Origin of the sequence: Flavobacterium pisciphilum, assembly GCF_020905345.1 — a bacterium.
Classification (GTDB): Bacteria; Bacteroidota; Bacteroidia; order Flavobacteriales; family Flavobacteriaceae; genus Flavobacterium; species Flavobacterium pisciphilum.
Genome location: NZ_JAJJMO010000001.1, coordinates 1678626 through 1705443, shown reverse-complemented (window position 1 = coordinate 1705443; position 26818 = coordinate 1678626). Strand labels below are relative to the sequence as shown.

The following is a 26818-nucleotide window of genomic DNA, read 5'->3' as shown; positions in this document are numbered from 1 at the left end:
AATGAATAAAATACCACAAACATTACAACAAAAAGTAGGACAGTTTTTCTTTCCTGCAGTTTTTATAAATGATACAGAAGAAAATATTCAGGAAACTGAACGTCTGATTCGTGAATATAATATTGGTGGACTTACTTTTTTTCATAGTCGTGCCAGTGCAGCAACAAATTATGAAGGCAATAAAAAAATTGTCTTCAATGATGATAGCTATAAGCAATTAAAAGAGCGTATCGAGCGATTTCAGAAATGTGCAACGACACCACTTTTAATAAGTATTGATGCGGAGTGGGGTTTGGCAATGCGTGTAGAAAAAACACCACAGTACCCTTATGCAATTACACTTGGAGCTTTGCCAGAGAGTGAATCACATTTGATTCATGAAGTAGGAAAGCAAATTGGTTTGGATCTAAAATCGGTTGGAATTCAATATAACCTTTCACCATTAGCAGATGTAAATAACAATCCAAATAATCCAGTTATTGGTTACCGCTCTTTTGGAGAAGACAAAGAAAAAGTAGCTCATTTTGCTCTAGAATATTTAAGAGGAATGTCGGATGTTGGAGTTTTAGGTTGCCTAAAACATTTTCCTGGACATGGAAATACCAATGTTGATTCGCATTTAGGATTACCGGTTTTAAAAGAAACTTTAGAAGAATTATTAGAAAACGAATTATACCCATTTATAAAAGGAATCGAAGATAATGTCGATTCGATTATGATTGGTCACCTAGCAGTTCCAGCTTTAAATTCAGGAAAAGATACCTCAGCAACGTTATCAAAATCGATCATTCAAAACTTATTGAGAGAACAATTAGGTTACGATGGATTGGTTATTTCTGATGCATTAAATATGCATAGTGTCTCTAAGTTGTATGATGTAAAAGGGCAATTAGAATGGGAAGCTTTTAATGCAGGGAATGATGTTTTGTGTTTTGCTGAAAATGTACCAGAGGGAATTCAAGCAATTCTTGAAAAAGCATCACCAGAGCGCATTGAAGAAAGTTTTAATAGAATATTGAAATGCAAAGAAAAAGCTGGAATTCTTAACCAAGCAGAAATAGGTTCAGGGATTTTAGATTTTGAGAAAACAGCTTTATTAAATGATAAAATAGCACAAAGCAGCATCACTAAAATAATTGATAACTCAAATTCTGAGGTGGTTTTTGAAGCGCATAAAAGAAATACACTTGCAAAATTAAGTTTGTATAAAAGTGTAGATAATGATTTCTTTAAAACACTAAACTCACACTTATCAAGTCCTGAGTTTGCAATTAATGCAGGAGATACTACAATTGCTTCTGTTGAAAAAGATTTAGACCGTTTTGACACAATCATCATTTCTTTATTTGTACCAAAGGCAAAACCACTTAATAATTTTGATATCGAAGAATCAGTTTTAGAATTATTAGGGAGATTATTAAAGTCAAAAAAATGTATTCTTTATGTTTTTGGTAATCCATACGCTTTACCAATTATTCCAAACGGAAAACAAGCTTTAGGACTTGTTGAAGTATATCAGGATTTTGTAGAGTTCCAAAAAAATGCGGCAATTCAAATTATTGAAAATAAAAATAGTGTTGGAAAACTACCTGTAAATATTGACTTACAATAAGTTACGTGGTTAAAAGCATTTGATATAAGTAAAGGTTATTGATCGATAAGTTTTTATAATCACATCCTATTGTTTCTAGGTTGATTTATGCACTATTTTTGCACTAAATAAATAATTAACTTAAAAACGAAAGATATGTCTTTAGTAGGAAAAAAATTCCCAAGTATTGCAGTAGATGCTATCTCAGAAATGGGAGATAATTTGAAAATCAATATTTTTGAAGAAGCAGTAAACAATAACAAAAAAGTACTTTTGTTTTGGTATCCAAAAGACTTTACTTTTGTATGTCCAACAGAATTACATGCTTTTCAAGCTGCATTACCAGAATTCGAAAAAAGAAATACAATCGTAATTGGAGCTTCATGTGATACAAACGAAGTACACTTTGCTTGGTTAAACACTCCAAAAAACAATGGTGGAATCGAAGGTGTAACTTACCCAATCCTTGCTGATACTAACCGTAATTTATCTAACATCTTAGGGATTTTAGATATTGATTCTACAGAGTACAGTGAAGAAACTGATTCAGTTATCATCGAAGGTTCAAACGTAACTTACAGAGCTACTTACCTAATTGATGAAACAGGAAAAATTTTCCACGAAAGTGTAAACGATATGCCATTAGGTCGTAACGTAAACGAATACTTACGTATGGTTGATGCTTACACTCATATTCAAGAAAAAGGTGAAGTTTGTCCTGCAAACTGGGAAGCTGGAAAAGAAGCAATGAGCGCAGATAGATTAAGTACAGCTGAGTATTTAAGCGCAAACTAATTTAAAAATAAGTTTCTAAGATATAGAGAGGCTAAGGTTCTAAGATTTATTCTTAAAGCCTTAGTCACTTAAAATCTTAGTGCCTTAGAGTTTTAAAAAAAATAACAGAGATTGAGAAAAGTATATTAAGTTTTAAAACTTAGAACCTTAGTATCTCAGTCCCTAAGAACCTTAAAAATAAAAGATATGTTAATCGAATTAAATGAAGATACTTTAGCAGATTTAGTTGCTAAAAATGAGAAAGTTGTTGTGCAATATTCGGCTTCATGGTGTGGAAATTGTCGTATAATGAAACCGAAATTCAAAAAATTAGCGACAGAAAAAGAAGGGTTGACTTTTGTTTTAGTTGATGCTGAAAATTCTCCAGAATCAAGAAAATTAGCAAACGTTAGTAATTTGCCAACATTTGCCACTTTTGTAAATGGTAAACTGGTTAACGAAACGCAAACTAATAAACAAGAAGTTTTAATCGAGTTAGTAAACGAAATTGCTTAAATAAGATTCGTTAGAACAGCTTAGGCTTTTTAGACCTCTTAGAAGATGTCTAAAATTTTCAAAAATGTCTAAGAAGTTTAATGAATGTCTAAAAATCTAAGAAGTCTAAAATATGAAATTACCAGTAATAAAACAATTAACGCAGTTTATAGAAGAAAATGATCAGGATTACATCATTGAAACTATTGAGGTTTTGGAAGCAATGACCGAAATTCCATCATTAAAAGATGAAGAATTAGATGTAATTGGTGAATTAATTTCTAATATGTACGGTGCATTAGAAGTACATAAAATGGTAGTTCAAGGAACTGATAAAAAAGAAGCTTTGAATACGTTCATGAAACGTGTTTTAGGATCAATCGATAAATAGTTGATTTAACTTAAAAAGTTATCTAGAAACGCATTCTTTACGGGGTGCGTTTTTTTTATGTCTTCTATTCAGTTTCGGGTTTTCAGTATTCAGCGCTGTCTTATCAGAGATTTATGAGTTTCAACCCAATCTTGTCATCTCGACAAAGGAGAGATTACACAAGAAACTCTACAATCAAAAATAAAAATAAAAAAATTGCCTTAAATTTTATGATTAAAACAAATTAGATGTTAATCTACGAATGTGATTTCTTCTTCGTTGAAATGATAAAAAGTAGCTAAAAATCTAGAGAAATATGCATTTTGAGATAATAAAATCCCTAATAATTAGTTCTCTTTAGACTCGACTAATTCTTCCCACAACCCCAATAAATTCTTTTAGATTCAAATTTTAATCATTACTTTTGAACCTCATAAAAAAAACAAACATCATGGCATCAATAACATTAGGAGGAAATCCAATTCATACTTCAGGCGAATTACCAAAAGTTGGTTCACAACTAGCTGATTTTAAATTAGTACAGAACGACCTATCGGTTGCTTCATTGAGTAATTTTGCTGGTAAAAAATTAGTTTTAAATATTTTCCCAAGTATCGATACAGGAACTTGCGCAACTTCAGTTAGAAAATTTAACGAAAATGCAAGTAATCTTGAGAATACTACAGTATTATGTATTTCAAGAGATTTACCTTTTGCTCAAAAACGTTTTTGTGGTGCTGAAGGGTTAGAAAATGTAGTTAACTTATCAGATTTCCAAGCAGGAGATTTTGGTAAAGCTAATGGATTAGAAATCGTTGACGGACCATTAACAGGATTGCACTCAAGAGTAATTATTGTTGTTGATGAAAACGGAAAAGTTACCCATACTGAGCAAGTTGCAGAAATTGCAAACGAACCTAATTACGAAGCTGCACTTGCTGCACTATAAATCCAAGGAATGGAGTTTCAAAAAGATAATACTTTTTTAAAAGGAAGATTAAAAAGCGTTACCTATGCTTATAAAGGTGCTTTAAAGTTAATAAGCACCGAGCATAGCGTTATGGTACAATTTTCGTTAGGGATTATAATGACTATTGCAGGTTTTTATTTTCATATAACAAGTACCGAATGGCTTTTTCAAATTTTAGCAATAGGATTAGTATTAAGTGTGGAAGGATTAAATACGGCTGTGGAGAAAGTAGCCGATTTTATTCATCCAAATTATCATGAGAGAATCGGTTTTATCAAAGATATTGCTGCGGGCGCAGTATTTTTTGCTGCAATGACCGCAATAGCAATCGGATTAACAATATATATACCATATATACAAAATATTTAAGCGATTAGCACCCAAAATAAGAATGGCAAAAACAACAAAAAAAGAAACAGTAGACAATAAAAATAAATCAAAATCTGGGACTATTACGTCTTGGAAAATGACCAGACAGCATAACATTGTTTTGGGATGCCTTTTGGTGTTATTTTCAGTTGCATTATTAGTTGCTTTTATTTCCTTTTATATCTACGGACAATCAGATCAGAGTGCATTATCAGCACTTACAGATCGAAGTGAACCTGTGCAAAATTGGCTTGGGAAATTTGGAGCCTATCTAGCAGATTTGTTGGTATACCAAGGATTTGGTTTAGCAGCATTTATATTTGTTCGTTTGTTTTTCTTAACAGGAATGTTTTTGGTATTGGAGCTTTCGCTAAAAAAACTTAAGAATATCTGGTTTTGGGACCTGTTTGTAATTATTATTATATCGGTATTGTTTGGTTTTTTTGCTACATCGGCTCCAGAATTAGGAGGAACGATAGGGTATGAGCTAAATTTGTTTTTACAAGATTATATAGGTAAAACAGGAACTTTATTGAGTTTGCTTTTTGGATTGATAATTTATTTGATTTTTAAAATCAAAATATCACCAGATAAGATACAGTCATTTTTTGATAATACTAAAAAGGAAATTCGTTCTGACTTAAATTCAGCGACCTCTTTAAATACAGAGAAAGGCGCTTATAATTTAGAAGAATTTGCAATTAAAGAAAATGAGGAGTTAGATGATATTCACTTGAAAACATCAGATTCTCAGTTTGAAATTAATAAAGAAGCTTTAAAACCAACGATTGCTCATTCATCTGAGATTAATTTAGATCCAGCTTTAAAGCCGATAAAAATGGATATTGCTCCTGCTTTAAAGGAAGTAGTGCCGCATACAGAGTCTTTTGTGATAGAACAAGCTCCAGAAGAAGATATAATCGAAGAGAATTTGGCATCACGATTAGTTGCTGATTTTGGATTATTTGATCCTACTTTGGATTTATCTAATTACAAGTTTCCAACAATCGACTTATTAAAAGAATATTCTACTGGTGGAATTACAATTAATCAGGAAGAATTAGAAGAGAATAAAAATAAAATTGTAGATACACTTCGAAATTATAAAATCGAAATCGCACAGATTAAAGCTACTGTAGGTCCATCGGTAACATTGTATGAGATTGTACCAGAAGCTGGAATTCGTATTTCGAAAATTAAAAGTCTTGAAGATGATATTGCTTTGTCATTATCAGCATTAGGAATTCGTATTATTGCTCCAATTCCTGGAAAAGGAACTATTGGTATTGAGGTTCCAAATAAGAATCCAACGATGGTATCAATGAAAAGTGTTATCGGGTCGGCTAAGTTTCAAGAAGCCGAAATGGAATTGCCAATTGCTTTGGGTAAAACAATTTCAAACGAAACATTTGTTGTCGACTTAGCGAAAATGCCTCACTTATTGATGGCAGGGGCTACAGGACAAGGAAAATCTGTGGGATTAAATGCTGTCTTAACTTCATTGTTATATAAGAAACATCCAGCCGAAGTAAAATTTGTTTTGGTGGATCCTAAAAAAGTGGAGTTAACATTATTTAATAAAATAGAAAGACACTATTTAGCTAAACTTCCAGATATCGACGATGCTATTATCACCGATAATGCCAAAGTTGTAAATACACTGAATTCACTATGTGTTGAAATGGATAACCGTTATTCTTTATTAAAAGATGCAATGGTTAGAAATATCAAGGAGTACAATGATAAATTTAAAGGAAGAAAATTAAATCCAGAAGCAGGACACCGATTTTTACCATATATTATTTTGGTAGTCGATGAGTTTGCCGATTTAATTATGACTGCTGGAAAAGAAGTTGAAGTTCCTATTGCTCGTTTAGCGCAACTAGCGCGTGCAATTGGTATACATTTAATAATTGCAACTCAAAGGCCTTCGGTAAACGTAATTACAGGTTTGATTAAAGCGAATTTCCCTGCGAGAATTGCCTTTAGAGTAACTTCTAAAATTGATTCGCGTACTATTTTGGATACGCAAGGAGCTGACCAGCTAATAGGACGTGGAGATTTATTGTATTCGAATGGTAATGATGTGGTGCGTGTGCAATGTGCTTTTATTGATACACCAGAAGTAGAAAAAATTACTGATTTTATAGGTTCACAAAAAGCATATGCAACAGCTTATTTGCTTCCAGAGGTTGTTGGTGAAGAAAGTGGCATTAATCTTGATGTGGATATTTCTGAAAGAGATACTTTATTTAGAGAGGCTGCTGAGATTATTGTAAACGCTCAACAAGGTTCAGCTTCATTATTACAAAGAAAATTAAAATTAGGTTATAACCGTGCAGGTCGATTGATAGATCAATTAGAAGCTGCAGGAATTGTTGGCCCTTTTGAAGGTAGTAAGGCTAGAAGCGTGAATATTTTAGATTTAAGTTCTCTTGATCAATTTTTTAACAATGAACAAAATAATTAAATCATGAAACCAACGATTCAAAACTTCAAAAAAAATAACGCAAACAGCCTGACTAAAAGGGTTTTTCAAATTGTTTTTTTATTCCTTGTCACTTTTTCTACTCAGGCTCAAGATAAAAAAGCCAAAGAATTATTGGATCAAGTAACAGCAAAAGTAAAGAGCTACGATAATATTGTAATTGATTTTAAGTATTCTTTGAATAATGCTAAAGAAAATATTAATCAAGATAGTAAAGGAAATGTTACCATAAAAGGAAATCAGTTTGTGTTGAATTTTATGGGAGTTACAAAGATTTTTGACGGTCAGAAAACATATACTATAGTTCCAGAAGACGAAGAAATTACTATTTCTAGAGTTAATGAAAAAGATGATAATGCGATTACACCTTCAAAAATGTTGACTTTTTTTAATTCAGGTTATAAATACGCAATGGATATTGTTCAGAACGTAAAAGGAAGAAAAATCCAATATATTAAATTGAATCCAACAAGTGCTAAAGATCAACGTAAAGAAATTCTTTTAGGGATTGACGTACAAACAAAGCATATTTATAATTTAATTGAAATGGGGAAAAACGGAACAAAAACTACATTAACCGTTAATTCTTTTAAAACCAATCAACCATTATCAAAAAATCAGTTTACCTTTGTGCAAAGTAAATATCCAAACTACTATATCAATAAACTAGACTAATTACGGGTTGAAAATTTTAGACAAATACTTATTAAAAACTTTCCTTCTTACATTTGCTACGGTATTTGTAATTCTATTTTTTATATTCATTCTTCAAACCGTTTGGCTATTTATAGCAGAGTTGGCGGGTAAAGACTTGGATTTAATTTTAGTTGTTAAATTCTTATTATTTTCGATGCCTCGAATTATTCCGTTGGTGTTACCGTTATCGGTTTTGTTGGCTTCGATTATGACGTTTGGAAATCTAGCCGAAAACTACGAATTTGCAGCAATGAAAGCTTCAGGGATTTCGCTACAGCGAGCCATGAGAGGTTTAATTGTGTTTATATGCTTTTTAAGTATAGTTGCCTTCTTTTTTGCAAATAATGTAATTCCTTATGCTGAATATAAATTCATTAATTTTAGAAAAAGTATCGCGCAAGCTAAGCCTGCAATGGCTATAGCCGAAGGGCAATTTAGTGATGTAGGTTTTTATAATATTAAAGTAAATAAAAAATCAGGTACAAACGGAAATATTCTTACTGGAGTGACAATTCATGAGAAAGCAAATAATAGCGGTGAAAACAAAACGGTTATTAAGTCTAAAACAGGTGAATTAATCAGTAATGATAAATCTAGTATTCTTCAACTTGTGCTTAATGATGGTTATTATTACCAAGATGTAACGCCTAAGAAATACGAAGATAGAAGCAAGATGCCTTTTATAAAAGGAGCATTTAAAAAGCAAATCATTAATATCGATTTGTCAGAACTAAATAAAGTGGAGGATAATCAAGATATTGGTAATACTAACGGAATGCTAAATGCTAGTGAATTGCGCTATACTTTAGATTCATTAACTAAAAATCTAGATACTGAAATTCTTTCCTTTTCAGAAAATATCAATCAAAAAGTAGGTATTGCCAAAGGCTTGCCGGTAATTAAGCTGGATAAAAAGAAGAAACCATTACCAAACGATCTTTTATCGCTTTATACCAATGATAAAAAAGCAGAAGTACTTAAGGTGGCAAGTAGCAATCTTACAAGTACAATGTATTCTATCGATGCTACAAAAAATGAATTAAAAGAAAAACAACGAAATATTAACCGACACCTTACGGCACTTTACGAGAAATTTGTAATTGCTTTTGCTTGTTTTTTAATGTTTTTTATTGGTGCACCACTTGGAGCAATTATCCGTAAAGGGGGGCTTGGATTACCAATAGTTTTTGCAGTATTGATATTTATTACTTTTCATTTTATCAATACCTTCGGAAAAAGAATTTCACAAGAAGACGGATTGACTCCTTTTATGGGAGCATGGATGTCTACCTTTATACTTACGCCATTAGCTGTTTTATTAACGTATCGCGCTACAAACGATATTGGATTAATAAGCATGGATGCTGTCTTGGCGCCATTAAATAAGTTATTTAAAAAATTCTCTGAGAGATTCATTTCTTCTCAAAACAAAACCTAACTATGTCAACAAATAAAATACAACTTAATACTATTGAAGAGGCTATTGAAGCTATTCGTCAAGGTGAAGTAATTATTGTAGTAGATGATGAAGATCGTGAAAATGAAGGTGATTTTCTTGCTGCAGCAGAAAAAGTAACTCCAGAAATGATTAATTTCATGGCAACACATGGTCGTGGATTAATTTGTGCACCATTAACAGAAAGCCGTTGTAAGGAGTTGGATTTAAAACCAATGGTTACTAATAATACAGATCATATGGAAACTGCTTTTACAGTTTCAGTTGATTTGAAAGGAAATGGAGTAACTACAGGAATTTCTGCCGCTGATAGATCACAAACTGTATTGGCATTGACAGATTCAAATACAAAACCACATGAATTAGCAAGACCGGGACATATTTTTCCATTGGTTGCTAAACAAGGTGGAGTATTGAGAAGAACAGGACATACTGAAGCTGCTATAGATTTTGCAAGATTAGCAGGGTTTAAACCAGCAGGAGTTATTTGTGAAATTTTAAATGAAGATGGAACTATGTCTCGTTTACCTCAACTTGTAGAGGTAGCAAAGAGATTCAATTTAAAATTAGTTTCTATCGAAGATTTAGTTGCTTATAGAATGCAACACGATAGTTTGATTGTTAAAAAAGAAGATTTTGACATTGAGACTCGTTTCGGAACTTTCCGTTTAAGAGCTTATGAGCAAACTACCAATAAGCAAATTCATATTGCATTGACAAAAGGGAATTGGAGTCTAGGAGAATCAATACTTACAAGAATTAATTCTTCACAAGTAAATAATGATTTATTAGGGACACTAACCAATAACCCAGAACAACAGCTAGATGATATGTTTAAGGTTATTAATGAGAATGGAAAAGGAGCAGTGTTGTTTATTAATCAAGATATGCAAGCTGTAAACTTATTGAGCCGTATTACTGAACTTAAGTTGTTACAATCTCAAGGAGTAATGAAAGCACCAAAAGTAATCATTGATAGTAAAGATTATGGTATTGGAGCTCAGATTTTACATGATATTGATATTTCTAAAATTAGATTGGTATCTAATACAGAGCAAACAAAACGTGTTGGAATGATAGGTTACGGTCTTGAAATAACAGAATACGTAAACTATTAATGAATATGGGGACGTTAGAAGAAAGAATTGCAAAATCTGAAACGCATATATTTAAAGCTGTTTTTCCAAATACGACGAATCATTATGATACTTTATTCGGAGGAACAGCATTACAACTTATGGATGAAGTTTCATTTATATGTGCTACCAGATTTAGCAGAAAGAAAGTTGTGACGATATCTACAGGTCAAATTGACTTTAGAAAAGCAATTCCTGCGGGGACTTTAATCGAATTAGTAGCGAAAGTTATTAGTGTTGGAAGAACAAGCTGTAAAATTCATGTTGATATTTTCATGGAACAAATGTATTCTGAAATTCGTGAAACGGTAGTTTCAGGGACTTTTTCGTTTGTTGCTGTTGACGAGCATAAGAAACCAGTGGCAATTTTGGATAATCCAGAATAATAAAAGCAAAAAGTTTCATTCGTAAATACTGATAATTAGATACTTGAAAATCGAGTAAAAAAAACAGTAAAAAAAGCATTGAAAAAGTTTTTATAATCGAAAAAGCACACTATATTTGCACTCGCAATCAGATAATGAAAGCGACATACTGGAGAAATGGCAGAGCGGTCGAATGCGGCAGTCTTGAAAACTGTTGACTGTAACAGGTCCGGGGGTTCGAATCCCTCTTTCTCCGCCAGTATAAGTTTCAAGAGAAACTTTAAAAATAAAAAGCCTTTAAATACAAGTATTTAAAGGCTTTTTTCTTTTTGGACTATCAGAGAACATCTATATTCTTAAAGTATGATGAATCCATTTTATTCTTAGTTTAAGTTGCGTCCAGCACCTTTACCACCGTCAACATTGATAATTGAACCCGTGATGAAATTACTTTTTGCAACAGTGTACACCATTTCTGCAATATCATCAATCTCTCCTACACGGTTTAGCAAGTGTAAACCAGCGCTTTGATCTGCCTTGTCTCCGTGCATTGGTGTACGAATTATGCCCGGTGCGATAGTGTTGACACGAATGTTTTGTTTACCAAATTCGGCTGCTAATTGAATTGTTAAAGCATGAATTGCACCCTTACTTGAAATTGATGCTGTAGCAGGCAGCCCTCCAAAACCGTGATTAACCAATGGTGTCCCTATATTAATTACAACTCCATCCTGTTGCTGTAGCATTTGAGGAATTACAGCCTGTGTGGTGAAATAAGTTCCTTTGAAATTTGTTTTCAAAAATTTATCCAAATAGGTTTCATCTACTTCTAAAAAAGGTTTGCTGTCAAAGATTCCAGCATTGTTGACCAACACATCTACAGAGCCAAATTTTTCAAGAGCTACGTTTACCAATTGTTCTCCGGTTTGTTTGTTGCTTACATCTCCAGCAACCATTGCAAGGTTATCACCTGCACCAAGTTCTTTGAATGTGTCTTCAAGCGTACTTGATAGTAATGAGTTAATAACTACATTATCACCTCTGTCTAAAAAATATTTTGCAATTCCTTTTCCAATCCCTGATGCTGCACCAGTAACTACTATTGTCTGTTTTTTCATTGTTTTATTATTTATTGATTTATTATTTTTTTATCGTTTGTAAAGCCTTTTCTCTTATTACTGACCCTTGTTGTCCAGCATATCCCCAATCATCAAGATCTATTTCCTGAATTACTACATGGGTTAAATGTGGATCTTTGTTTAATGTTTGTGTAATTAAATCGGTTACACCTTTTATAAGGATTTGTTTTTGTTCTCTTGTAACGCCTTCTCGCGTAATTTCAATTTTTATGTACGGCATGATTGTTTTGTTTTATGCTTATCGCGGTTATTCAAATTTTATTAATTAAAGTGCCTTATTGGCGGAAAGGGAACTTCAGAACGGAATCCCGTTTCATGTTTAGTTTCTCATCGATTATTAAAGAATTACTTAATACAGCTACGCATTTTGTATGCATATTTGTAGTGCGCTAATTGTTTACCTCAATCTTAGTATATAATACTACTGGGGGGAAATTTTAAAATTTATTGTTTCGATTTATAAAGTAAGAAGCATGCAGATTTTTGTTGCTTCTATATAAGTGAAGTAACTAATTCTGTTTAAAAGCCTCTGATAATAATTCGATGGTTTTCATTCTGTTTTCTTTACCAAAAACTTGTGGCAATACCATCACTTCATTGGTTTGGTATGCGGTAGCAAGTTGCTCAATTTGTTGTTTTGCACTATCAGCATTTCCAACAACAATCCTTCTTCTGTTGTTCTTGATGATTTCTTTTTCCTCTGATGTATAAGGGTAATCTTTAATGCTTTCAAAATTCATATAATAGGGAGTTTCACGCCCAGATTCTATCATTAGCATCCAGTGATCAAATCCTTTAGCAAGTATTTCGGCTGCCTCTTCTGTTTCAGCAACTGCTACAAAAATAGCAACCATGTTTTGTGGTTTAGGAGTTATTACAGAGGGGTTGAAATTAGACAAATAATCGTCTGTTGCGTGCAATCCCGTTCCGCTAGGATTGATAAAATGTGCAAAGATGTAAGATGTACCTTCTTGGGCAGCAAGTAAACCTCCATTGCCACCTGCTCCTAAAGACCATAGTTGTGGCAATGTATCTATAACCGGTGTTGGAACTAAACCTGGAAATGAAGAAGTTATTTCTTCCTGACCACTCAAATAGGCCTTTAAATCTTTGAGCTGTTGTCCATATGATGAAATTCTACTTTTTCCGATATTTAGTGCTGAGTGCGTAATTTTATCTCCTCCGGGAGCTCTTCCAATACCAAGGTCAATCCTACCAGGATACAAAGCCTCTATAAGCTTAATGCCTTCTGCTACTTTGTATGCACTGTAATGTTGTAGCATTACTCCTCCAGAACCAATGCGTATGTTTTTAGTGTTGGCTGCAAGGTGCATCATTAACATTTCTGGGTTGCTTCCAGCTAAAGTTTGCATTCCATGGTGCTCAGAAACCCAAAATCGCTTAAAGTTTAATTTATCAGCTAGTTGAGCTAAGTTTGTGGTTGCAATTAATGCCTCTCTCGAATTACTCATCTCATCAATCGGAGAGTAATCTAATATGCTTAAATTAATCATAACTTTTTTTTTACAAATTTAAGACCAAAAAAAAGTTACCACAATAACGGCATAACGATTCAGATAGGGCATACTTATTCCCTATAACAACTTTATTTATTGACTGTTTCTTTTTTTAATTCAAGGAGTTTTTTAAATTCATTACGATACTTATTTCCCCATTCTTCCATAGCAAGGGTTATTGGAAGCAGACATCTACCAAAATCTGTTAATGAGTATTCGACCTTAGGAGGTAAAACAGCATATATTTTTTTTTCTATAATACCATGTTCCTGAAGTTCGTTTAATTGAATATTAAGTGCACGTCTTGACGCAGCTGGCATTGCTCGTTGTAGTTCACTGGGTCTAATGATACCTTCATGAATAAGATTTATTAAAGTAGGTTTCCATTTCCCACCAATAATTTCACTTGTAATCTCTAAACCACAGGAATAATCCTTTTCTATCTTTCTTTCGTACATAAATCAATATTTATTTTAGTTTTCAGCTGGCCTAAGTTGACTCAAAAACTTATTTGTTGCATTTAAATAGATGTAAACGTATTCTTTTAGTATTTATAACTTGGACATTGTATATTTCAAAAGGGAGTAATTATATAAAAAACTATTACAAAGATAATTATTACCTCTTAAAAAGAGCTCAACAATTACTATTCAAAGAATGCTTATGCATTATCTTCCTTTTCAGAATTTAACGGCTACTTGCCGTTTTTCTTTCTCTGCTGTAATCTAGCTCTTTAACTGATGTTAAATGGGGCTTTTTTTTAGCATATTATTTTCTTTGTAAATAGGTTAAAAAAAAGTTTTTATAATCGAAAAAAGCATCTTATATTTGCACTCGCAATCAGATAATGAAAGCGACATACTGGAGAAATGGCAGAGCGGTCGAATGCGGCAGTCTTGAAAACTGTTGACTGTAACAGGTCCGGGGGTTCGAATCCCTCTTTCTCCGCCAGTAGAAGTTTCAAAAGAAACTTTAAAAGTCAAAAGCCTTTAAACACTAGTGTTTAAAGGCTTTTTTGTTTTTGTATACTTTTCAAAAAGTACATGTTTTATCCAAGAATAGTTACCCAATGTGTCCTCAGTTTTTTTGATTCACTTTTCCAGAATTGTGTACTAAAATAAAAGAATTCCCTACTATCAATGGGTTCTCTTAAAATTTTTAATTCAATTTTATTACTGATTTTAAAACTAAATAACATGTTAAAAGTAATTTTCTTGCTAAAATCTGAGAGGGTTAATCGAGACGGAGAATCATCTATTATTCTAAGACTTTCTTATAAAAACAAAAAAATTACAATCGCCTCGAGAAAATTCATCTCGAAAGAAAGATGGATTCAGACAAATCACTTGAAAAATACATTGAAGGCGGAAAAAGAGAAGGTAATTAAAAGCTCTCTTGATCTTACGCAGCTTAATGCCTAAAAAAAGTTTACTGAACTCTTCAGGATTGACCCTGAAGGTGACTTAGAATTATTAAAAGCTGAACTCACAGGAAAAGTAAAAATCAACCAGCCTGAAGGCCCAACCATAATTGAGATTATGGATAATTACAACTTATTCTTCACCAAAAGAGTCAATTCGGGAGAGCGCACACCGGCTTCACTGCAGAAGTAAAAAAGAGCGAAGGATTTACTTTTGGATTTCATCACCAATACCTACAAAAAGGAAGATATGCCCACATCTGAACTATCAAGCTCATTTGTTTTTAAACTCGAACAGTTTCTTTGATCCCAAGTCCCGTTAATATCGTAAGCACCTTCAGGATATTCAGTGATGTCATCATTAGCAAAAGCTTCTGCACGCATCGCCAAATACTGGTTGGTCTGCATTAAATCCATTTTTCTTGCCACTTTGCCGACTGTAGTAAATGCATTGAAATTAAAACGAGTTTCTCCTGATCTTCCTTTTTTTGTTGTGATCAGCACCACACCATTTGCCCCGCGAGAGCCTTAGATTGCTGTTGCATCTGCATCTTTCAATACCTCAATACTTTCTATGTCCGATACATTTAAATTGTTCAGCGGATTTGTAACACCGGAAATAGCAGATGCCGAAACGGTCGGATCTCCCAACGACTGTGATGAATATGGAACCCCGTTTACAATGTACAATGGATCATTTCCGTCACCGCGAATACTATTAAGACCGCGAATCTGAATATTAAAGCCGCCGCCCGGCACTCCTGTGTTTTGAGTGATGTTTACTCCCGCCATACGTCCCTGCATTACAGCTAAAGGATTGTTGACGGGTTGTTTATCGAAATCTCCGGCTTTAATTTTCACTATACTACCAGTACGTTCACTTTCCCTGACAGAATAATAGCCTGCATTAATTTTGACTTCCTGAAGAGTAGTCTGATCTTGCTCCATCTGCACATTGATTAGTAAACGTCGGGCAACTGGAATTTCAATGTTTTTAAAACCGATATACGTAAAAATTAGATTCGCATCAGGTGATACTGTTATGGTAAATTTACCATCAAAGTCTGTGACGACAGTGTTTCTCTGGTTTTTAACCGAAATACTCACACCTGGAAGAGGGTTTGTACCATCAGTTACAATACCGCTCACCTGTGTTTGCTGTTGTGAATTAGAGAATAAGGTATTCCGCGCTAAGGCTGGTGTGCAAAAGAGGTAGAACCCGAAAATAAACGGATACCATAGTGCCGCCAACCCTTTGTTCAATGAAATAGTTTTCATAATTTTGGGATTAGTTAATTTGAAACGAAAGTTTTTATTAATTCAGCTCTCTATGCTAGTTTGGCGACCGGTTAGAGAGCTTTTTTTGGCTCTAATAAAGCCCTGAGTAATTCTTCCTTTTTAAAAGCCTACAACTATACAAGTAACTAATTCAAAATAAGATCATGACAATGCAGGCAGTAAAAATGACTTTAAAAGTTAATTCATAAGCAGATAGTTTTGGTTAGATATTTAACTAAATGCGAGACTAGGAAAAATGAAGGGGGAACGCTAAGAATATAAGCGGAGAATTAGTACCAAAAAAAATGGCATGGAACTCAGCTTACTGCTCTTGAGGTACTGGTATACCCACGCAACAATAAGTGAGCCCACGCCATAAAGTGTGAGCATCTTACTTATCATCTCGTTGCAAAAATTACCAGTTTTCAAGAGCGAGATTCAAAGCGAATGCTTCAAATGTTTTTATATGAAGAATCGCAAATTTAATAATTAAAAACAAATATATTAAAAAGTATTGTGGGTTTAAAAACCCATAATATTTTTCATAAAACTACGGAAATTGCTTATTCAACTACTAACAATGAGTAACAGTCATGACAAAAAAGATTTTCAAATATTATTTGGAAAGCAATTGGGAAAATTTCGAACAGCAAAAAAATTAAGTTATAGGCAATTATCCCAAAGATGTGACCTAGATCATAGTGATATTAGTAAAATTGAAAAAGGAGAAACCAACATTCAACTCTCATCAGTACTACAACTTTCAAAAGGCTTAAATATACATCCTTCAGAATTATTTAATTTCGAGTTTCTTTTAGATAAAGAATAAGTTGTTTCCAAGATTCTGTTATCATTTTCTACAAAAATAATCTAGTGCAGAAATTTTACTAAATAAGAACGTTTTGCAAAAACGAAATAGAAGTTATCTTATAAGCATTATTATTGTATAAGGTAAATCAAAATAGATTATAAATGGACAACTACGTTATTTTCTTTTTTTTAGATCTCTCCCAAAACATAGATAGCCACGCAGGATTATATTTGTTAAATAATTCAAATATTATAGAATGCTGAATTGTCATTGGTCTTCTTCACATTGAATAGATTGAAAAGTCTATCTAACAATTCTTTAATTATTCCATCATTAAAATCTTTTTTTAACTCAAAGTTAAAAGCTGTATTATTCTGTAATTTTACTAGGACTCCAAATGTAATTTCTTTCTACTCTCATATTTGATAAGTTACTTTTTATACTCTCTCCTTAAAAATCCCAATCTGCGTTCGTAGCAACATTTTTATAAACTTGTATTTTAATTTTCTCATTAGTAAAACTTTTATACAATCTAAAGTTTTAGAAAACAGTAAAAATTTAGAATTATTCAAAAACTTAAAGAGATTTAGCTGATATTTCTTTGAGAGTGGAAAATTAACTATATCTATACTTTTTCATATGTACAATCTAAATATTAATTAACTGTACAATTTAGGCTACGTAGAATTACCTGATTTTACCATGTTATAAACATGTTGATAATTCTTAATAAAAAAATGATTTAATTACATCCCAATATTCTTCTTTAAAATATAACTGATTTAATTCAAATATGGAAAACCGTAAAATACATTATATTTTAACCATTAGTTTCGTAATTAAAAGAATTGCATAATATGTTATAGTTACAAATCTACTCTGATTCACAAAATAATATGAAAGTTGAAAGCACCAAATAAATTACAAATAGAAACATGATTATTGCTATGTACTTAAAATGCACAAAGGCTTTTAAACTTTGTCGAATAAATTAAAATAAATTATTCATGAGCTTCTTTTCTACTTTACTTCTAAAAAATAATTTACCGAAGCACGACGGAAGGCCTCTTTGGAAATACATGTTGAGCAATAATGATTATGAGAAGCTTGTAATAGAGCTTAGAACAGCGAGACCATCTCGCATTGACCCTAGAGATGTTACGCTCTATTATGCACAGTGGTGGAAGAATAATTATAATGGAGGCAAACTAAGCAAACAAGAAGTTTTAAATTCAATAGCAATAAATACCTCTTTTGATTTAACAAGCGAGCAATACTATAAACTTGGAATTAAGGGTGCACAAATGTTAGGTATCAAATGGATAACTAAACAAAACACTCTATTTTTCAGAACCTTACTTCTACAAGGTGGACTTCCATTAGCACATATTGTAGAGAATCAAGGTAATTATCAAAATTTCTTGCTTGCTGTTTTAGAAGAACAGCCGGAAATTATGGAAGATTTTATGTTTAAACCACAGATTACCAATCTTCTTCCAAAATTAGGTCAAAATGATATTATTTATGAAAATTGCTTTGAAATAGTAAAATCAATTCTTAATGACGAAAACATTTACGATGACCTGTTAAATTCTGATGAAGTTTTAACCAATATTACTAGTAAATTAAAATTAAGAAAAAGTACTCTTAATCAAAAAGAACGGCTATCTAAACCAAAAAATTACTGGATTTTAAGTTTTAAAAATGATACTATTTCTATACATCTACGACTTGGGTTTGCTGACAAATATACTTCAGAGTCACTATCCAATATTTTAGGATTTGATGCTACAGAAAAAGAGTATCAATTTTATCTAAACGATGAATTGATATGCAAGTTTCGAAAAATGACAAACGGAATTTATAAAACTGACAGATATCAATTACAAAATCAAGAATGGGATGGGGAAAATGCGTTCCCTTATGTTTATGTCATTCGTGATGGTGAAAAAGCAGAAGTACTTGATTTCATCCAAACTCTTCCCAACTTATATGAGCCAACTTTATGGTCAAAACACTCAGACAACGAATGGCGACTAATAAAAGGAAATAGTGCGTCTAATAAAGAAGCATCTATACTTTTTCCAGAATATTGGAATAGTAACTTACCATCTTTGAAAATCTCCCTTCATAATATTATATTATCCTGGTTAGAATTTGAAGGCGAAGTAGAGATTAACAATGAGGAGAAAAAACTAAAATATCTTAGTGATGTAAACTCTTTTGACTGGACTATCGTAAGTCAAAAACCAAAATGGATAATAAAAGGAAGTATGGTTATCGTACAAAGAAAACCGATTATTATAATTTATGATGAAAACAACCACAGACTCCCTGAAAATAAATTTAAAATTTGGATAAAAAAACACAATTCAAATACAATTTGGGAAGAACTGTTAAATCTTAAATATATACCTCTCGGTTGTATTGATATTAAAATAGAAAAAGACAATCTTGTAGCTTATGATATGTTTTTTAATATTGGAGATTTTCAAATCAAATATATCACCAAATCTATTGAATTTTCGAAGCTCGAAGTAAAAAATATTGATTCCTTAATTTTCACTCTGTACCAATCAACTATTTTTGATCTTGAAAAGAAAAACAATAATTATTTCCTAAAAATAAACAACCATTCTTTAAAAATACCTACGGGATTAAAAGGAAATATAGGAGAAGTAAATCAAAAAAAATTATATTTTGAGTTAGAATCTCCTTTTCAAGGAATGACTATTATAGATAGGAATGGCAATATAGTTCCAGAAGGTCAGAAGTTGTCTATTTCAAATTTGTATGGTCTCAGAATTTTAAGTTCTCAAAATTCTGGAACAGTTATAAGTATAAAAAACAGATTAAAATCTGATGTAAAAATCACTAAAGAGATAAAAGAAGTTTCGTATCCAATTATAGATTTAAAAAATGAAATAGTTCGTTTGTATTATTTAGCCGATGCAATGGATTACAAAAACAAAGTTCAAATTGAACTTATAGAAGGTAAAAAGTCAATTGTTTATGAAATTTCGGGTTTTAGTCATACTCTAAATGTCGAAAATCAGTTTGAAAGAAATCTGTCATTATTTAATTCTGATGATGAACTTGAAATATACGCTGTTCCGCTAAATTGTTCATCTGAACTTATTGAGTTAATACCACTATCAAAAAATGAAGAAGGTTATAAAATTCCTAAAAACGATATTCTTAATCAATTTATCATAATTTCATCAAAGAAAAAAGAATCTCAATTAATGCCGCGTTTCGTTAATACAGATCAAACCTTCGTTGGTACAGATAAAAATGAAAGAATTAAAAATTATCATGCTGAATTTTCTGAACGAAACTTCGATGATGATATATGGAATCGATTACTTGCCTATTTTAATATATGTGTAAAACACGATTTACCTTTTTCAACATTTGACCAATTAAGATCAATTTCGAGAAGTTCAGAAGTTGCTTCTAAAGCTTTTTTCTATTTGGGCATTAATCAATATGATATTAATGATTTCATCCAAAGACAAATTACAGAGATGGAACAAGATCTAGGTATATGCTTTCATTGGGTAAAAAAGAATGATTGGGAAACGGCATTAAATAAATTGAATGAATCATACAATGGTCAATATTTTGATAATATTCTTGGAATATTATCAAAATATATGCAAGAGAATGAATTTAATGATATATTAAAATTCATAATGGGAGAAAATATTCAAAACCCAAACATTATGTATAGTGATATTCGTGAATTAAGAGCTCAACTTGGAGAAAGAGTTCTTAAAGAGCTTCCTCAATTGACTCCAAAAATCACAAATGATTATAACATAACTATCGACGATCATATACCTGTAAAATTGTTACTAAAATCCCCTATTGCTGTTGCAGAATCGATTAGCAATATACAAAACGAACTTTCTTTATGGGGTGGAAATGATTTCAGAGAAAATATCCGTCGAAATATACAATATAGTCAGTATTTGAATCCCGAGTTTTACACTAAGACAATACTACACGTATTGAAAAACACTTAAAAAATTATGAACTTTCAAGAATTTTATACTAAAACAGAGAATAGATTAACTGATGCCATTCTTTCTCTTTGGGCAACCGGAGATAAGGAAATGCAAGATTATTTTAAGCATTTACTTTTTGAAGAGCCAATAATGGCCGATCCTATATTTCAAGGCACATTTCCCTGGGAACAAGACAAACTAAAATTTGGAGAAACCAATATTGTATTTCAGCAAAAATTTATTCAGGCATTGGATTCTATTAAAGACAAAGATTTTCAATTTCCAAAAGAAAGACATCCTTATAAACATCAAGTAAAAAGTTGGAATACATTACTAAAACAAAAAAAATCCATAGCAGTAACAACAGGCACAGGATCAGGTAAAACAGAATGTTTCATGTTGCCTGTGTTACATGATATTTACGAAAATTGTAAAGACCAGATTGGAATTAACGCTATTTTTCTATATCCACTAAATGCATTAATTACAAGTCAACGAAAAAGAATGCATGCTTGGTGTTCTTCTCTCGATGGTATTAAATACGCTCTTTTAACTGGAGATACTCCTAATAAAGAAAATAACAGTGAAAAAAAGAAAAAGAAAATTCCTGAACTCATTTCAAGGGAACAAATAAGAGATACTCCTCCACAAATTTTATTTACTAATCCAACTATGTTAGAATATATGTTGGTAAGAAATGCGGATGTACCAATTCTTGAAAAATCAAAAGGAAAACTAAGGTGGATATTACTTGACGAAGCGCACACTTTAACCGGATCTAAAGCCGTAGAAATGGCCTTGTTGATTCGTCGAGTTATTTCTGCATTTGAGGTAGATATATCAAATATTAGATTTGCGATTACCTCTGCAACAGTTGGTAATGGAAATACTGACATTCTTAAAAAATTCATGTCTGATCTATGTGGTATATCTATAGATCAAATAGAAATCATACAAGGAAAAAGAGTAAATAATCAAATTGCGGATAATGATATTCCTAATTTATCTACTCATCTTTCTCAAAACAATATTAAACTTTTGAGAAATGAATTTCTAAACTCTCCAGGATTAGGTTTAGAAGAAATAGGTAAAAAACTAAATATTAAAGATAAATATAAACAACTAGAAGCTATAGATCTCCTTGCAGATCAAAAAATCAAATCTGAAAATTTATTACCTACAAGGGGGCATTTTTTCACCCGAGGAATTGGCGGAGTATATGTTTGTACTAATTTAAAATGTAACAAACACAAAGAAAATAAACCTGAAAAAGCACTGGGAACAATGTTTACAATTACTGCTAATAAATGTAGCTGTAAGTATCCACTATTAGAGTTAATAGCTTGTAGAAGCTGTGGAACTATGATGCTAGAAGGTGAAAGGACAAAAGGAAAGTATGGTAAAGACAAAATAAATCAAAAAGTTAGTAACGGCTATGATGCTTTTAATATCGAAAATGAAGAAACCGAAGAAAAAGATGAGAATGAACAAACTCCTAGGGTTGGAAACATAGTGAGATTCATTGCAAATAAAAATATTGACAATATTAGAAATCAAAACCTTTTCCCTTTTTCAATTTCAGAAAATAATGACCTAATAACTGGTGACGATTTTCTAATGACTGATGATAGTCATTGTCCTCAATGCAGAAATCAAAATGAATATCCTATACATTTCAGAATTTCGTCTGCTTTTACAAATAGAATCTTATCGGATATTGTTTTAGATCAAACTCAAGATGCTAAAAACATTACTTCAAAAACTTTATATAAAGGTAGAAAATATATATCCTTCACAGATAGCAGACAAGGAACTGCTAAAATATCTGCGTTAATAAATATTGACAGTGAAAGTGATTGGATTAGGTATCAAACTTATCACTTTTTATTAAAAAAATTAAAAAGTAACCAAACAGATAGAACTCAACAAGAACTTATTGAGGAAAGAGCATATCTTGTCGATCAATTAGAGAAAGTACCTATATTTTTGAAAAAAGATACTCAAGAAAGAATTAATAAAATTAATAATGACATAAATAATGGCGGTTCACAAACACTGCAAAACAGTCGAACAACTTGGAGAGAAATTATTGATTATATCAAGGAAAAAGAGGATTTCAAAACACTTTTTTTTAAGAGTGCAAAAGGTAACAATATAAGAACTGAAAATGAAACTTATGCAAAATCTTTACTTTATGATCAGTTTGCCAGAAGAATTCCAAGAGAGCGATCTCTTGAAAATCTTGGTTTAGTTAATATTGTTTATCCTGATCTGGAAAATATTATTTTACCACAAATAGCAAGCACTTTAAATATTACAACAAATGAATGGCAAAGTTTACTAAAAATTGCAGCTGACTATATCTTGAGGTATAAATTTCATTTTTTCTTTGACGACGGAATGTGGTCTTTCACCTCAAAATTTTATCGCTCGCAATTAATTCACCCATCTAATTCTGATGCTGTTGGTGCAAAATGGGCGCCTTATAACCCAAATTCAATTGTTCAATCAAGATTAGTTCTATTGATATGTGCGGGATTAGGCTGGTGTGATAAAGATGAAATAACAACAGAAAGAGAGGATCAACTTAATGAATTATTAGAAAAAATATGGCGCACTCTCCAAGAAAAAATCCTTACTGCTGATAGTACCGGGTATAAATTAAATTTTTTAGAAAAAACACAATTTGAAATTGCTGGTGAAGAATTCCTTTGTCCTGTTACAAATCGTTTAGTAGACAAGGTTTTTAGAGGTTATTCCCCTTCAATTAAAGGAAACCTTACTCAGGAAAATGTAAAAAACTATAAAATAGACAATAATAAAAATTATCAATTTCCAACCTATTCGGATCCCTATCACTTAAGCAATGAGAATGAACTTATTAATAAAAACCAAGTCGATACATGGCTGAAAGAAAATAGTCAAGAGGCTCGAAATAAAGGTCTTTGGAATGATCTACATGAACGTATATTTGATTTCGGAAAATTATATTTAGCCGGTGAACATTCTGCCCAACAGAGCAAAAAAAGACTTAAAGAACTAGAACAACAATTTGAAACAGGTGAAATTAACATTCTTAGTTGTTCAACTACAATGGAAATGGGTGTCGATATTGGTGGAATTTCTGCAGTAGTAATGAGTAACGTTCCCCCTATGCCGGCAAACTATTTACAAAGAACAGGTCGGGCTGGTCGTAGAGCTGAAAATAAGTCATTAGCACTCACTTTCTGTTCTCCAAATCCAATTGGGTTAAGAACCATGAACAATCCAAAATGGGCATTAGAACATAAAATAGCACCGCCAATTTTAGCCTTTGATAGTAAAACTATAATCACTAGACACGTAAACTCATTTATGTTCGGTGTTTTTATAAGACAGCAAGACAACGAAAATAAAGGACTTAATATTAAAGAAAATATAGATAAATTTTTCTTTAATGGAAATCCTACAATTGCGGAAAACTTTTTAAACTTTTTAGAAAATAAAAATATTACGGAATATGACAATCAACTAATTTATTTAGTAAAAGGGACTCCTTTAAGTAATTGTAGTCCAAAACAATTAAAAATAATAGTTACAAAGAACTTTAAGAAAATAATTTTAGGAATTAAAAAACAGAAAGAAGGATATGAAAATAACTTAAAAGAATTAGCAAAAGATTTTGGAGATAATAGTCCAGCTTATAAGGCTGTAAATTATAGAAAAGGACAATTTTTCCAAAAATTTGTTTTAGGCTATCTTTCTGAAGAAAATTTCTTACCAAATGCTGGTTTACCAACAGGTATTGTTGATTTCGAGAAATTAACAATCTCTGATATAACTGCTAAAAATAATGATAAACTAAAATCTAATCCTAGCTATCCTATTGCGAGAGCTCTTACTGAATTCGCTCCTGGAAATAATATCCTTATTGATGGTTTAAATTATAAATCTTCTGGGATAATAATGAAGAATAATTGGGGAAATACTGCAGAGCGTACTACTTTACAAGCTTGTAAAAATTGTGGCTACCAAAGAACAATTGAATTTGGAAAGATAAAAGGTAATTGCCCAAAATGCGATAATGCTGATTCCTTTATTGGAATAGACTTAGGAGATCACAAAGGAAATTATACAGAACTGGTCGAACCTGCGGGTTTTTCAATCGATCTTTACAGCACTCCTACGAGGGTAATATCAGAAAAAAGCAAACCTCAATATTTAGAGCCTTTATTGTTAAACATTGAACCATGGAAAGCAGAACAAAATAGTTTCATCGATTTCAGATCTAATTCGGAGGAAGATACCGAAATCCTTTTTTATAATACCGGAGATGGTGAAGGTTATAGCTTATGTCTAGATTGTGGTAAGGTAGAAACAACCAACGAAAAATTAAATGGGCATTCAAGATTAAGAGGTGGTAAAAACGGTGAAGGTGAACGTGCGTGTACTGCTACAAATATTCGAGATCATATAATTTTAGGAAGTAAATTTAAAACTGATTTTACAGAAATAAGGCTTAAAAAAGCAGATAACTCTTTTGTTAATGATAAAAAACTAGCTTATTCATTAGGTGTAATCTTTACTAAAGCTTTAGCGGAACATTTAGCTATTGAAGAATCTGAACTAGGGTTTGGTATTAAAAAATATAATAGTTACAGGACTATTTTCATTTATGATACTGCTAAAGGTGGTGCCGGTTATGCTTCGCAATTTAGCATGTATACGAAAGAAATACTTGAGCAGGCATTAAAAGTTTTAAGCAATTGTGAATGTCAAAATGCATGTACCAGATGTTTGATAGATAGGTCCACCCAATGGCACATTGAAAATTTAGATCGATTAATTGCTGTTGATTGGTTAAGTTCTGCAATTACAAATCAATTACCCGTTGAACTTGTATCTGCAAACCACAACATCAATTCTATTTTTGGATCCTTAAATGATGAAATAAAAAGTTTAAATTACCATTATGGAATCAAAGAAATAAACATCCATGTCAGTGACAAAATATCTGATTGGGAAATAGATAACTTAGATTGGCTAGAAAACTTAAAAAGAGATAGGATAAAAATAAATCTAATTATCGAAGGAGAAATAAAATATGTAAACAATCAGGAAAAATTATCAATATATCTTCTTTCCCATAATTACAACTTAAAAAAGGGGAATAATTATAGAATTTTAGACTACTCTTTACATCTATCTTTAGTTCTGGAAAATCATAAAAAAATTGGATTTATATCTAAATCAAATTATGTAAACTTAGATTCCGTTTGGGTAGATAATTTTGACAATAAACAATACAAAATTGAAGAAATGATTATTCCTGAATATTCTTCTTTCATAATGCCAAATTTTGATTCTAGTAACTTGTACGAATTAAAAATACAGTCAATTCAGAGAGGAACTCAAAGTAATAATTTAGCCAAAATTGTATTAGACAATTTAGGTAATTCAAGTGATTTTATATCTAAAATTAAAGATAGAAATTTCAATGTTTCCTATTTTGATAAATTTAATCAATCAGAATTTTCAATGCGTTTAATGCTTCAATTTATTGATCAATTAAAAGATTTATGTTCTATAACTATTTCAGAACTCACTGTTCATCTAGAAAAAACAGGATTTAAAAATTTTAATTACCCTGAATTTATTGTTCATAATTATAAAGAGTACGAAGATTATATCTATGATTTGGATGAACTCTCTAGTAATTTTAGTTTTAAAATTACTGCAAATGATGAAGCAAGATTACCACATTATAGAATTTTTCAGTTTACTTCAGATGATATGTCTTTTACTATTAGAATAGATGGAGGTATCGCTCACGGATTGAAACCTTTAGAAAGACTTTCTTCGCAGGAGATGACTTTGGAAAATCAAATTTTTGAAATCAGAAAAGATGTAACACATGACATAATTTATAATATAAGTATTGATAATTATTAGCT

The 26818-nt window shown here is 31.6% G+C and carries 20 protein-coding genes and 2 tRNA genes; 16 read left to right on the top strand and 6 right to left on the bottom strand.

Going from position 1 to position 26818, the window contains the following annotated elements; all coding sequences use genetic code 11:
• Window position 1: 1 nt before the first annotated feature.
• From LNQ49_RS06740 to LNQ49_RS06685, 12 genes are all read left to right on the top strand, one after another.
• The gene (locus tag LNQ49_RS06740) at window positions 2-1612 is read left to right on the top strand and encodes a glycoside hydrolase family 3 protein (RefSeq protein ID WP_229987913.1); all 1611 of its coding nucleotides are present in this window, start codon (window positions 2-4) and stop codon (window positions 1610-1612) included.
• Between the two features lie 135 nt (window positions 1613-1747).
• Entirely contained in the window at window positions 1748-2386 is a 639-nt protein-coding gene (locus LNQ49_RS06735) for a peroxiredoxin (protein ID WP_041519144.1), read from the top strand.
• A 186-nt stretch (window positions 2387-2572) separates the two neighbouring features.
• Window positions 2573-2881, top strand: a complete 309-nt coding sequence (locus LNQ49_RS06730; RefSeq protein WP_229987912.1) for a thioredoxin family protein — start codon at window positions 2573-2575, stop codon at window positions 2879-2881.
• 112 nt (window positions 2882-2993) lie between these two features.
• Window positions 2994-3251: a DUF6952 family protein gene (locus LNQ49_RS06725; protein ID WP_035621165.1), complete on the top strand. Its 258-nt coding sequence runs from the start codon at window positions 2994-2996 to the stop codon at window positions 3249-3251.
• 430 nt (window positions 3252-3681) lie between these two features.
• Window positions 3682-4179 (top strand): thiol peroxidase, encoded by a 498-nt coding sequence (tpx, locus tag LNQ49_RS06720; protein WP_229987911.1) that lies wholly within the window; start codon window positions 3682-3684, stop codon window positions 4177-4179.
• Between the two features lie 9 nt (window positions 4180-4188).
• The gene (locus LNQ49_RS06715; protein WP_229987910.1) at window positions 4189-4569 is read left to right on the top strand and encodes a diacylglycerol kinase; all 381 of its coding nucleotides are present in this window, start codon (window positions 4189-4191) and stop codon (window positions 4567-4569) included.
• 22 nt (window positions 4570-4591) lie between these two features.
• Entirely contained in the window at window positions 4592-7039 is a 2448-nt protein-coding gene (locus LNQ49_RS06710; RefSeq protein ID WP_229987909.1) for a DNA translocase FtsK, read from the top strand.
• A gap of 3 nt (window positions 7040-7042) precedes the next feature.
• Complete coding sequence (gene lolA1 / locus LNQ49_RS06705; protein WP_229987908.1) at window positions 7043-7732, top strand: outer membrane lipoprotein periplasmic chaperone LolA1; 690 nt, start codon at window positions 7043-7045, stop codon at window positions 7730-7732.
• 7 nt (window positions 7733-7739) lie between these two features.
• Window positions 7740-9191 (top strand): LptF/LptG family permease, encoded by a 1452-nt coding sequence (locus LNQ49_RS06700; RefSeq protein WP_229987907.1) that lies wholly within the window; start codon window positions 7740-7742, stop codon window positions 9189-9191.
• A 2-nt stretch (window positions 9192-9193) separates the two neighbouring features.
• Window positions 9194-10327 (top strand): 3,4-dihydroxy-2-butanone-4-phosphate synthase, encoded by a 1134-nt coding sequence (gene ribB, locus LNQ49_RS06695; RefSeq protein ID WP_229987906.1) that lies wholly within the window; start codon window positions 9194-9196, stop codon window positions 10325-10327.
• Between the two features lie 5 nt (window positions 10328-10332).
• Window positions 10333-10731: an acyl-CoA thioesterase gene (locus tag LNQ49_RS06690; protein ID WP_229987905.1), complete on the top strand. Its 399-nt coding sequence runs from the start codon at window positions 10333-10335 to the stop codon at window positions 10729-10731.
• 150 nt (window positions 10732-10881) lie between these two features.
• Window positions 10882-10969, top strand: a tRNA-Ser gene (locus LNQ49_RS06685).
• Window positions 10970-11093: 124 nt separating this feature from the next.
• Here LNQ49_RS06685 and LNQ49_RS06680 read toward each other — a convergent pair.
• The 4 genes from LNQ49_RS06680 to LNQ49_RS06665 form a co-directional block, all read right to left on the bottom strand.
• Complete coding sequence (locus LNQ49_RS06680) at window positions 11094-11828, bottom strand: SDR family NAD(P)-dependent oxidoreductase (protein WP_229987904.1); 735 nt, start codon at window positions 11826-11828, stop codon at window positions 11094-11096.
• 22 nt (window positions 11829-11850) lie between these two features.
• Window positions 11851-12069: a tautomerase family protein gene (locus LNQ49_RS06675; protein ID WP_229987903.1), complete on the bottom strand. Its 219-nt coding sequence runs from the start codon at window positions 12067-12069 to the stop codon at window positions 11851-11853.
• Between the two features lie 289 nt (window positions 12070-12358).
• The gene (locus LNQ49_RS06670; RefSeq protein WP_229987902.1) at window positions 12359-13363 is read right to left on the bottom strand and encodes an MsnO8 family LLM class oxidoreductase; all 1005 of its coding nucleotides are present in this window, start codon (window positions 13361-13363) and stop codon (window positions 12359-12361) included.
• 92 nt (window positions 13364-13455) lie between these two features.
• Window positions 13456-13824 carry a winged helix-turn-helix transcriptional regulator gene (locus tag LNQ49_RS06665; RefSeq protein ID WP_229987901.1) on the bottom strand — a complete coding sequence of 123 codons (369 nt, stop codon included), beginning with the start codon at window positions 13822-13824 and terminating at the stop codon, window positions 13456-13458.
• Between the two features lie 405 nt (window positions 13825-14229).
• Between LNQ49_RS06665 and LNQ49_RS06660 the strand changes: the two genes are divergently transcribed.
• Window positions 14230-14317: transfer RNA gene (locus LNQ49_RS06660), tRNA-Ser, on the top strand.
• A 703-nt stretch (window positions 14318-15020) separates the two neighbouring features.
• On the opposite strand, the gene LNQ49_RS06655 is transcribed toward LNQ49_RS06660, so the two are convergent.
• Both LNQ49_RS06655 and LNQ49_RS06650 read right to left on the bottom strand, forming a co-directional pair.
• Window positions 15021-15290, bottom strand: coding sequence for a hypothetical protein (locus tag LNQ49_RS06655; RefSeq protein WP_229987900.1), 270 nt, complete (start codon window positions 15288-15290; stop codon window positions 15021-15023).
• 24 nt (window positions 15291-15314) lie between these two features.
• Window positions 15315-16064, bottom strand: coding sequence for a TonB-dependent receptor plug domain-containing protein (locus LNQ49_RS06650; protein ID WP_229987899.1), 750 nt, complete (start codon window positions 16062-16064; stop codon window positions 15315-15317).
• Between the two features lie 580 nt (window positions 16065-16644).
• Here LNQ49_RS06650 and LNQ49_RS06645 point away from each other — a divergent pair.
• From LNQ49_RS06645 to LNQ49_RS06635, 3 genes are all read left to right on the top strand, one after another.
• Window positions 16645-16893, top strand: a complete 249-nt coding sequence (locus tag LNQ49_RS06645; RefSeq protein ID WP_229987898.1) for a helix-turn-helix domain-containing protein — start codon at window positions 16645-16647, stop codon at window positions 16891-16893.
• A 989-nt stretch (window positions 16894-17882) separates the two neighbouring features.
• Entirely contained in the window at window positions 17883-20903 is a 3021-nt protein-coding gene (locus LNQ49_RS06640; protein ID WP_229987897.1) for a hypothetical protein, read from the top strand.
• A gap of 6 nt (window positions 20904-20909) precedes the next feature.
• Complete coding sequence (locus LNQ49_RS06635) at window positions 20910-26816, top strand: DEAD/DEAH box helicase (RefSeq protein WP_229987896.1); 5907 nt, start codon at window positions 20910-20912, stop codon at window positions 26814-26816.
• Window positions 26817-26818 lie beyond the last annotated feature (2 nt).

Excerpts from the sequence above, each read along its gene's own strand:
- lolA1 (WP_229987908.1), top strand. The coding sequence starts at position 7,043 with ATGAAACCAACGATTCAAAACTTCAAAAAAAATAACGCAAACAGCCTG.
- LNQ49_RS06640 (WP_229987897.1), top strand. The coding sequence starts at position 17,883 with ATGAGCTTCTTTTCTACTTTACTTCTAAAAAATAATTTACCGAAGCAC.
- LNQ49_RS06645 (WP_229987898.1), top strand. The coding sequence starts at position 16,645 with ATGAGTAACAGTCATGACAAAAAAGATTTTCAAATATTATTTGGAAAG.
- LNQ49_RS06740 (WP_229987913.1), top strand. The coding sequence starts at position 2 with ATGAATAAAATACCACAAACATTACAACAAAAAGTAGGACAGTTTTTC.
- LNQ49_RS06675 (WP_229987903.1), bottom strand. The coding sequence starts at position 12,069 with ATGCCGTACATAAAAATTGAAATTACGCGAGAAGGCGTTACAAGAGAA.
- LNQ49_RS06715 (WP_229987910.1), top strand. The coding sequence starts at position 4,189 with ATGGAGTTTCAAAAAGATAATACTTTTTTAAAAGGAAGATTAAAAAGC.
- ribB (WP_229987906.1), top strand. The coding sequence starts at position 9,194 with ATGTCAACAAATAAAATACAACTTAATACTATTGAAGAGGCTATTGAA.
- LNQ49_RS06650 (WP_229987899.1), bottom strand. The coding sequence starts at position 16,064 with ATGAAAACTATTTCATTGAACAAAGGGTTGGCGGCACTATGGTATCCG.
- LNQ49_RS06690 (WP_229987905.1), top strand. The coding sequence starts at position 10,333 with ATGGGGACGTTAGAAGAAAGAATTGCAAAATCTGAAACGCATATATTT.
- LNQ49_RS06665 (WP_229987901.1), bottom strand. The coding sequence starts at position 13,824 with ATGTACGAAAGAAAGATAGAAAAGGATTATTCCTGTGGTTTAGAGATT.
- LNQ49_RS06725 (WP_035621165.1), top strand. The coding sequence starts at position 2,994 with ATGAAATTACCAGTAATAAAACAATTAACGCAGTTTATAGAAGAAAAT.
- tpx (WP_229987911.1), top strand. The coding sequence starts at position 3,682 with ATGGCATCAATAACATTAGGAGGAAATCCAATTCATACTTCAGGCGAA.
- LNQ49_RS06730 (WP_229987912.1), top strand. The coding sequence starts at position 2,573 with ATGTTAATCGAATTAAATGAAGATACTTTAGCAGATTTAGTTGCTAAA.
- LNQ49_RS06680 (WP_229987904.1), bottom strand. The coding sequence starts at position 11,828 with ATGAAAAAACAGACAATAGTAGTTACTGGTGCAGCATCAGGGATTGGA.
- LNQ49_RS06735 (WP_041519144.1), top strand. The coding sequence starts at position 1,748 with ATGTCTTTAGTAGGAAAAAAATTCCCAAGTATTGCAGTAGATGCTATC.
- LNQ49_RS06670 (WP_229987902.1), bottom strand. The coding sequence starts at position 13,363 with ATGATTAATTTAAGCATATTAGATTACTCTCCGATTGATGAGATGAGT.
- LNQ49_RS06710 (WP_229987909.1), top strand. The coding sequence starts at position 4,592 with ATGGCAAAAACAACAAAAAAAGAAACAGTAGACAATAAAAATAAATCA.
- LNQ49_RS06635 (WP_229987896.1), top strand. The coding sequence starts at position 20,910 with ATGAACTTTCAAGAATTTTATACTAAAACAGAGAATAGATTAACTGAT.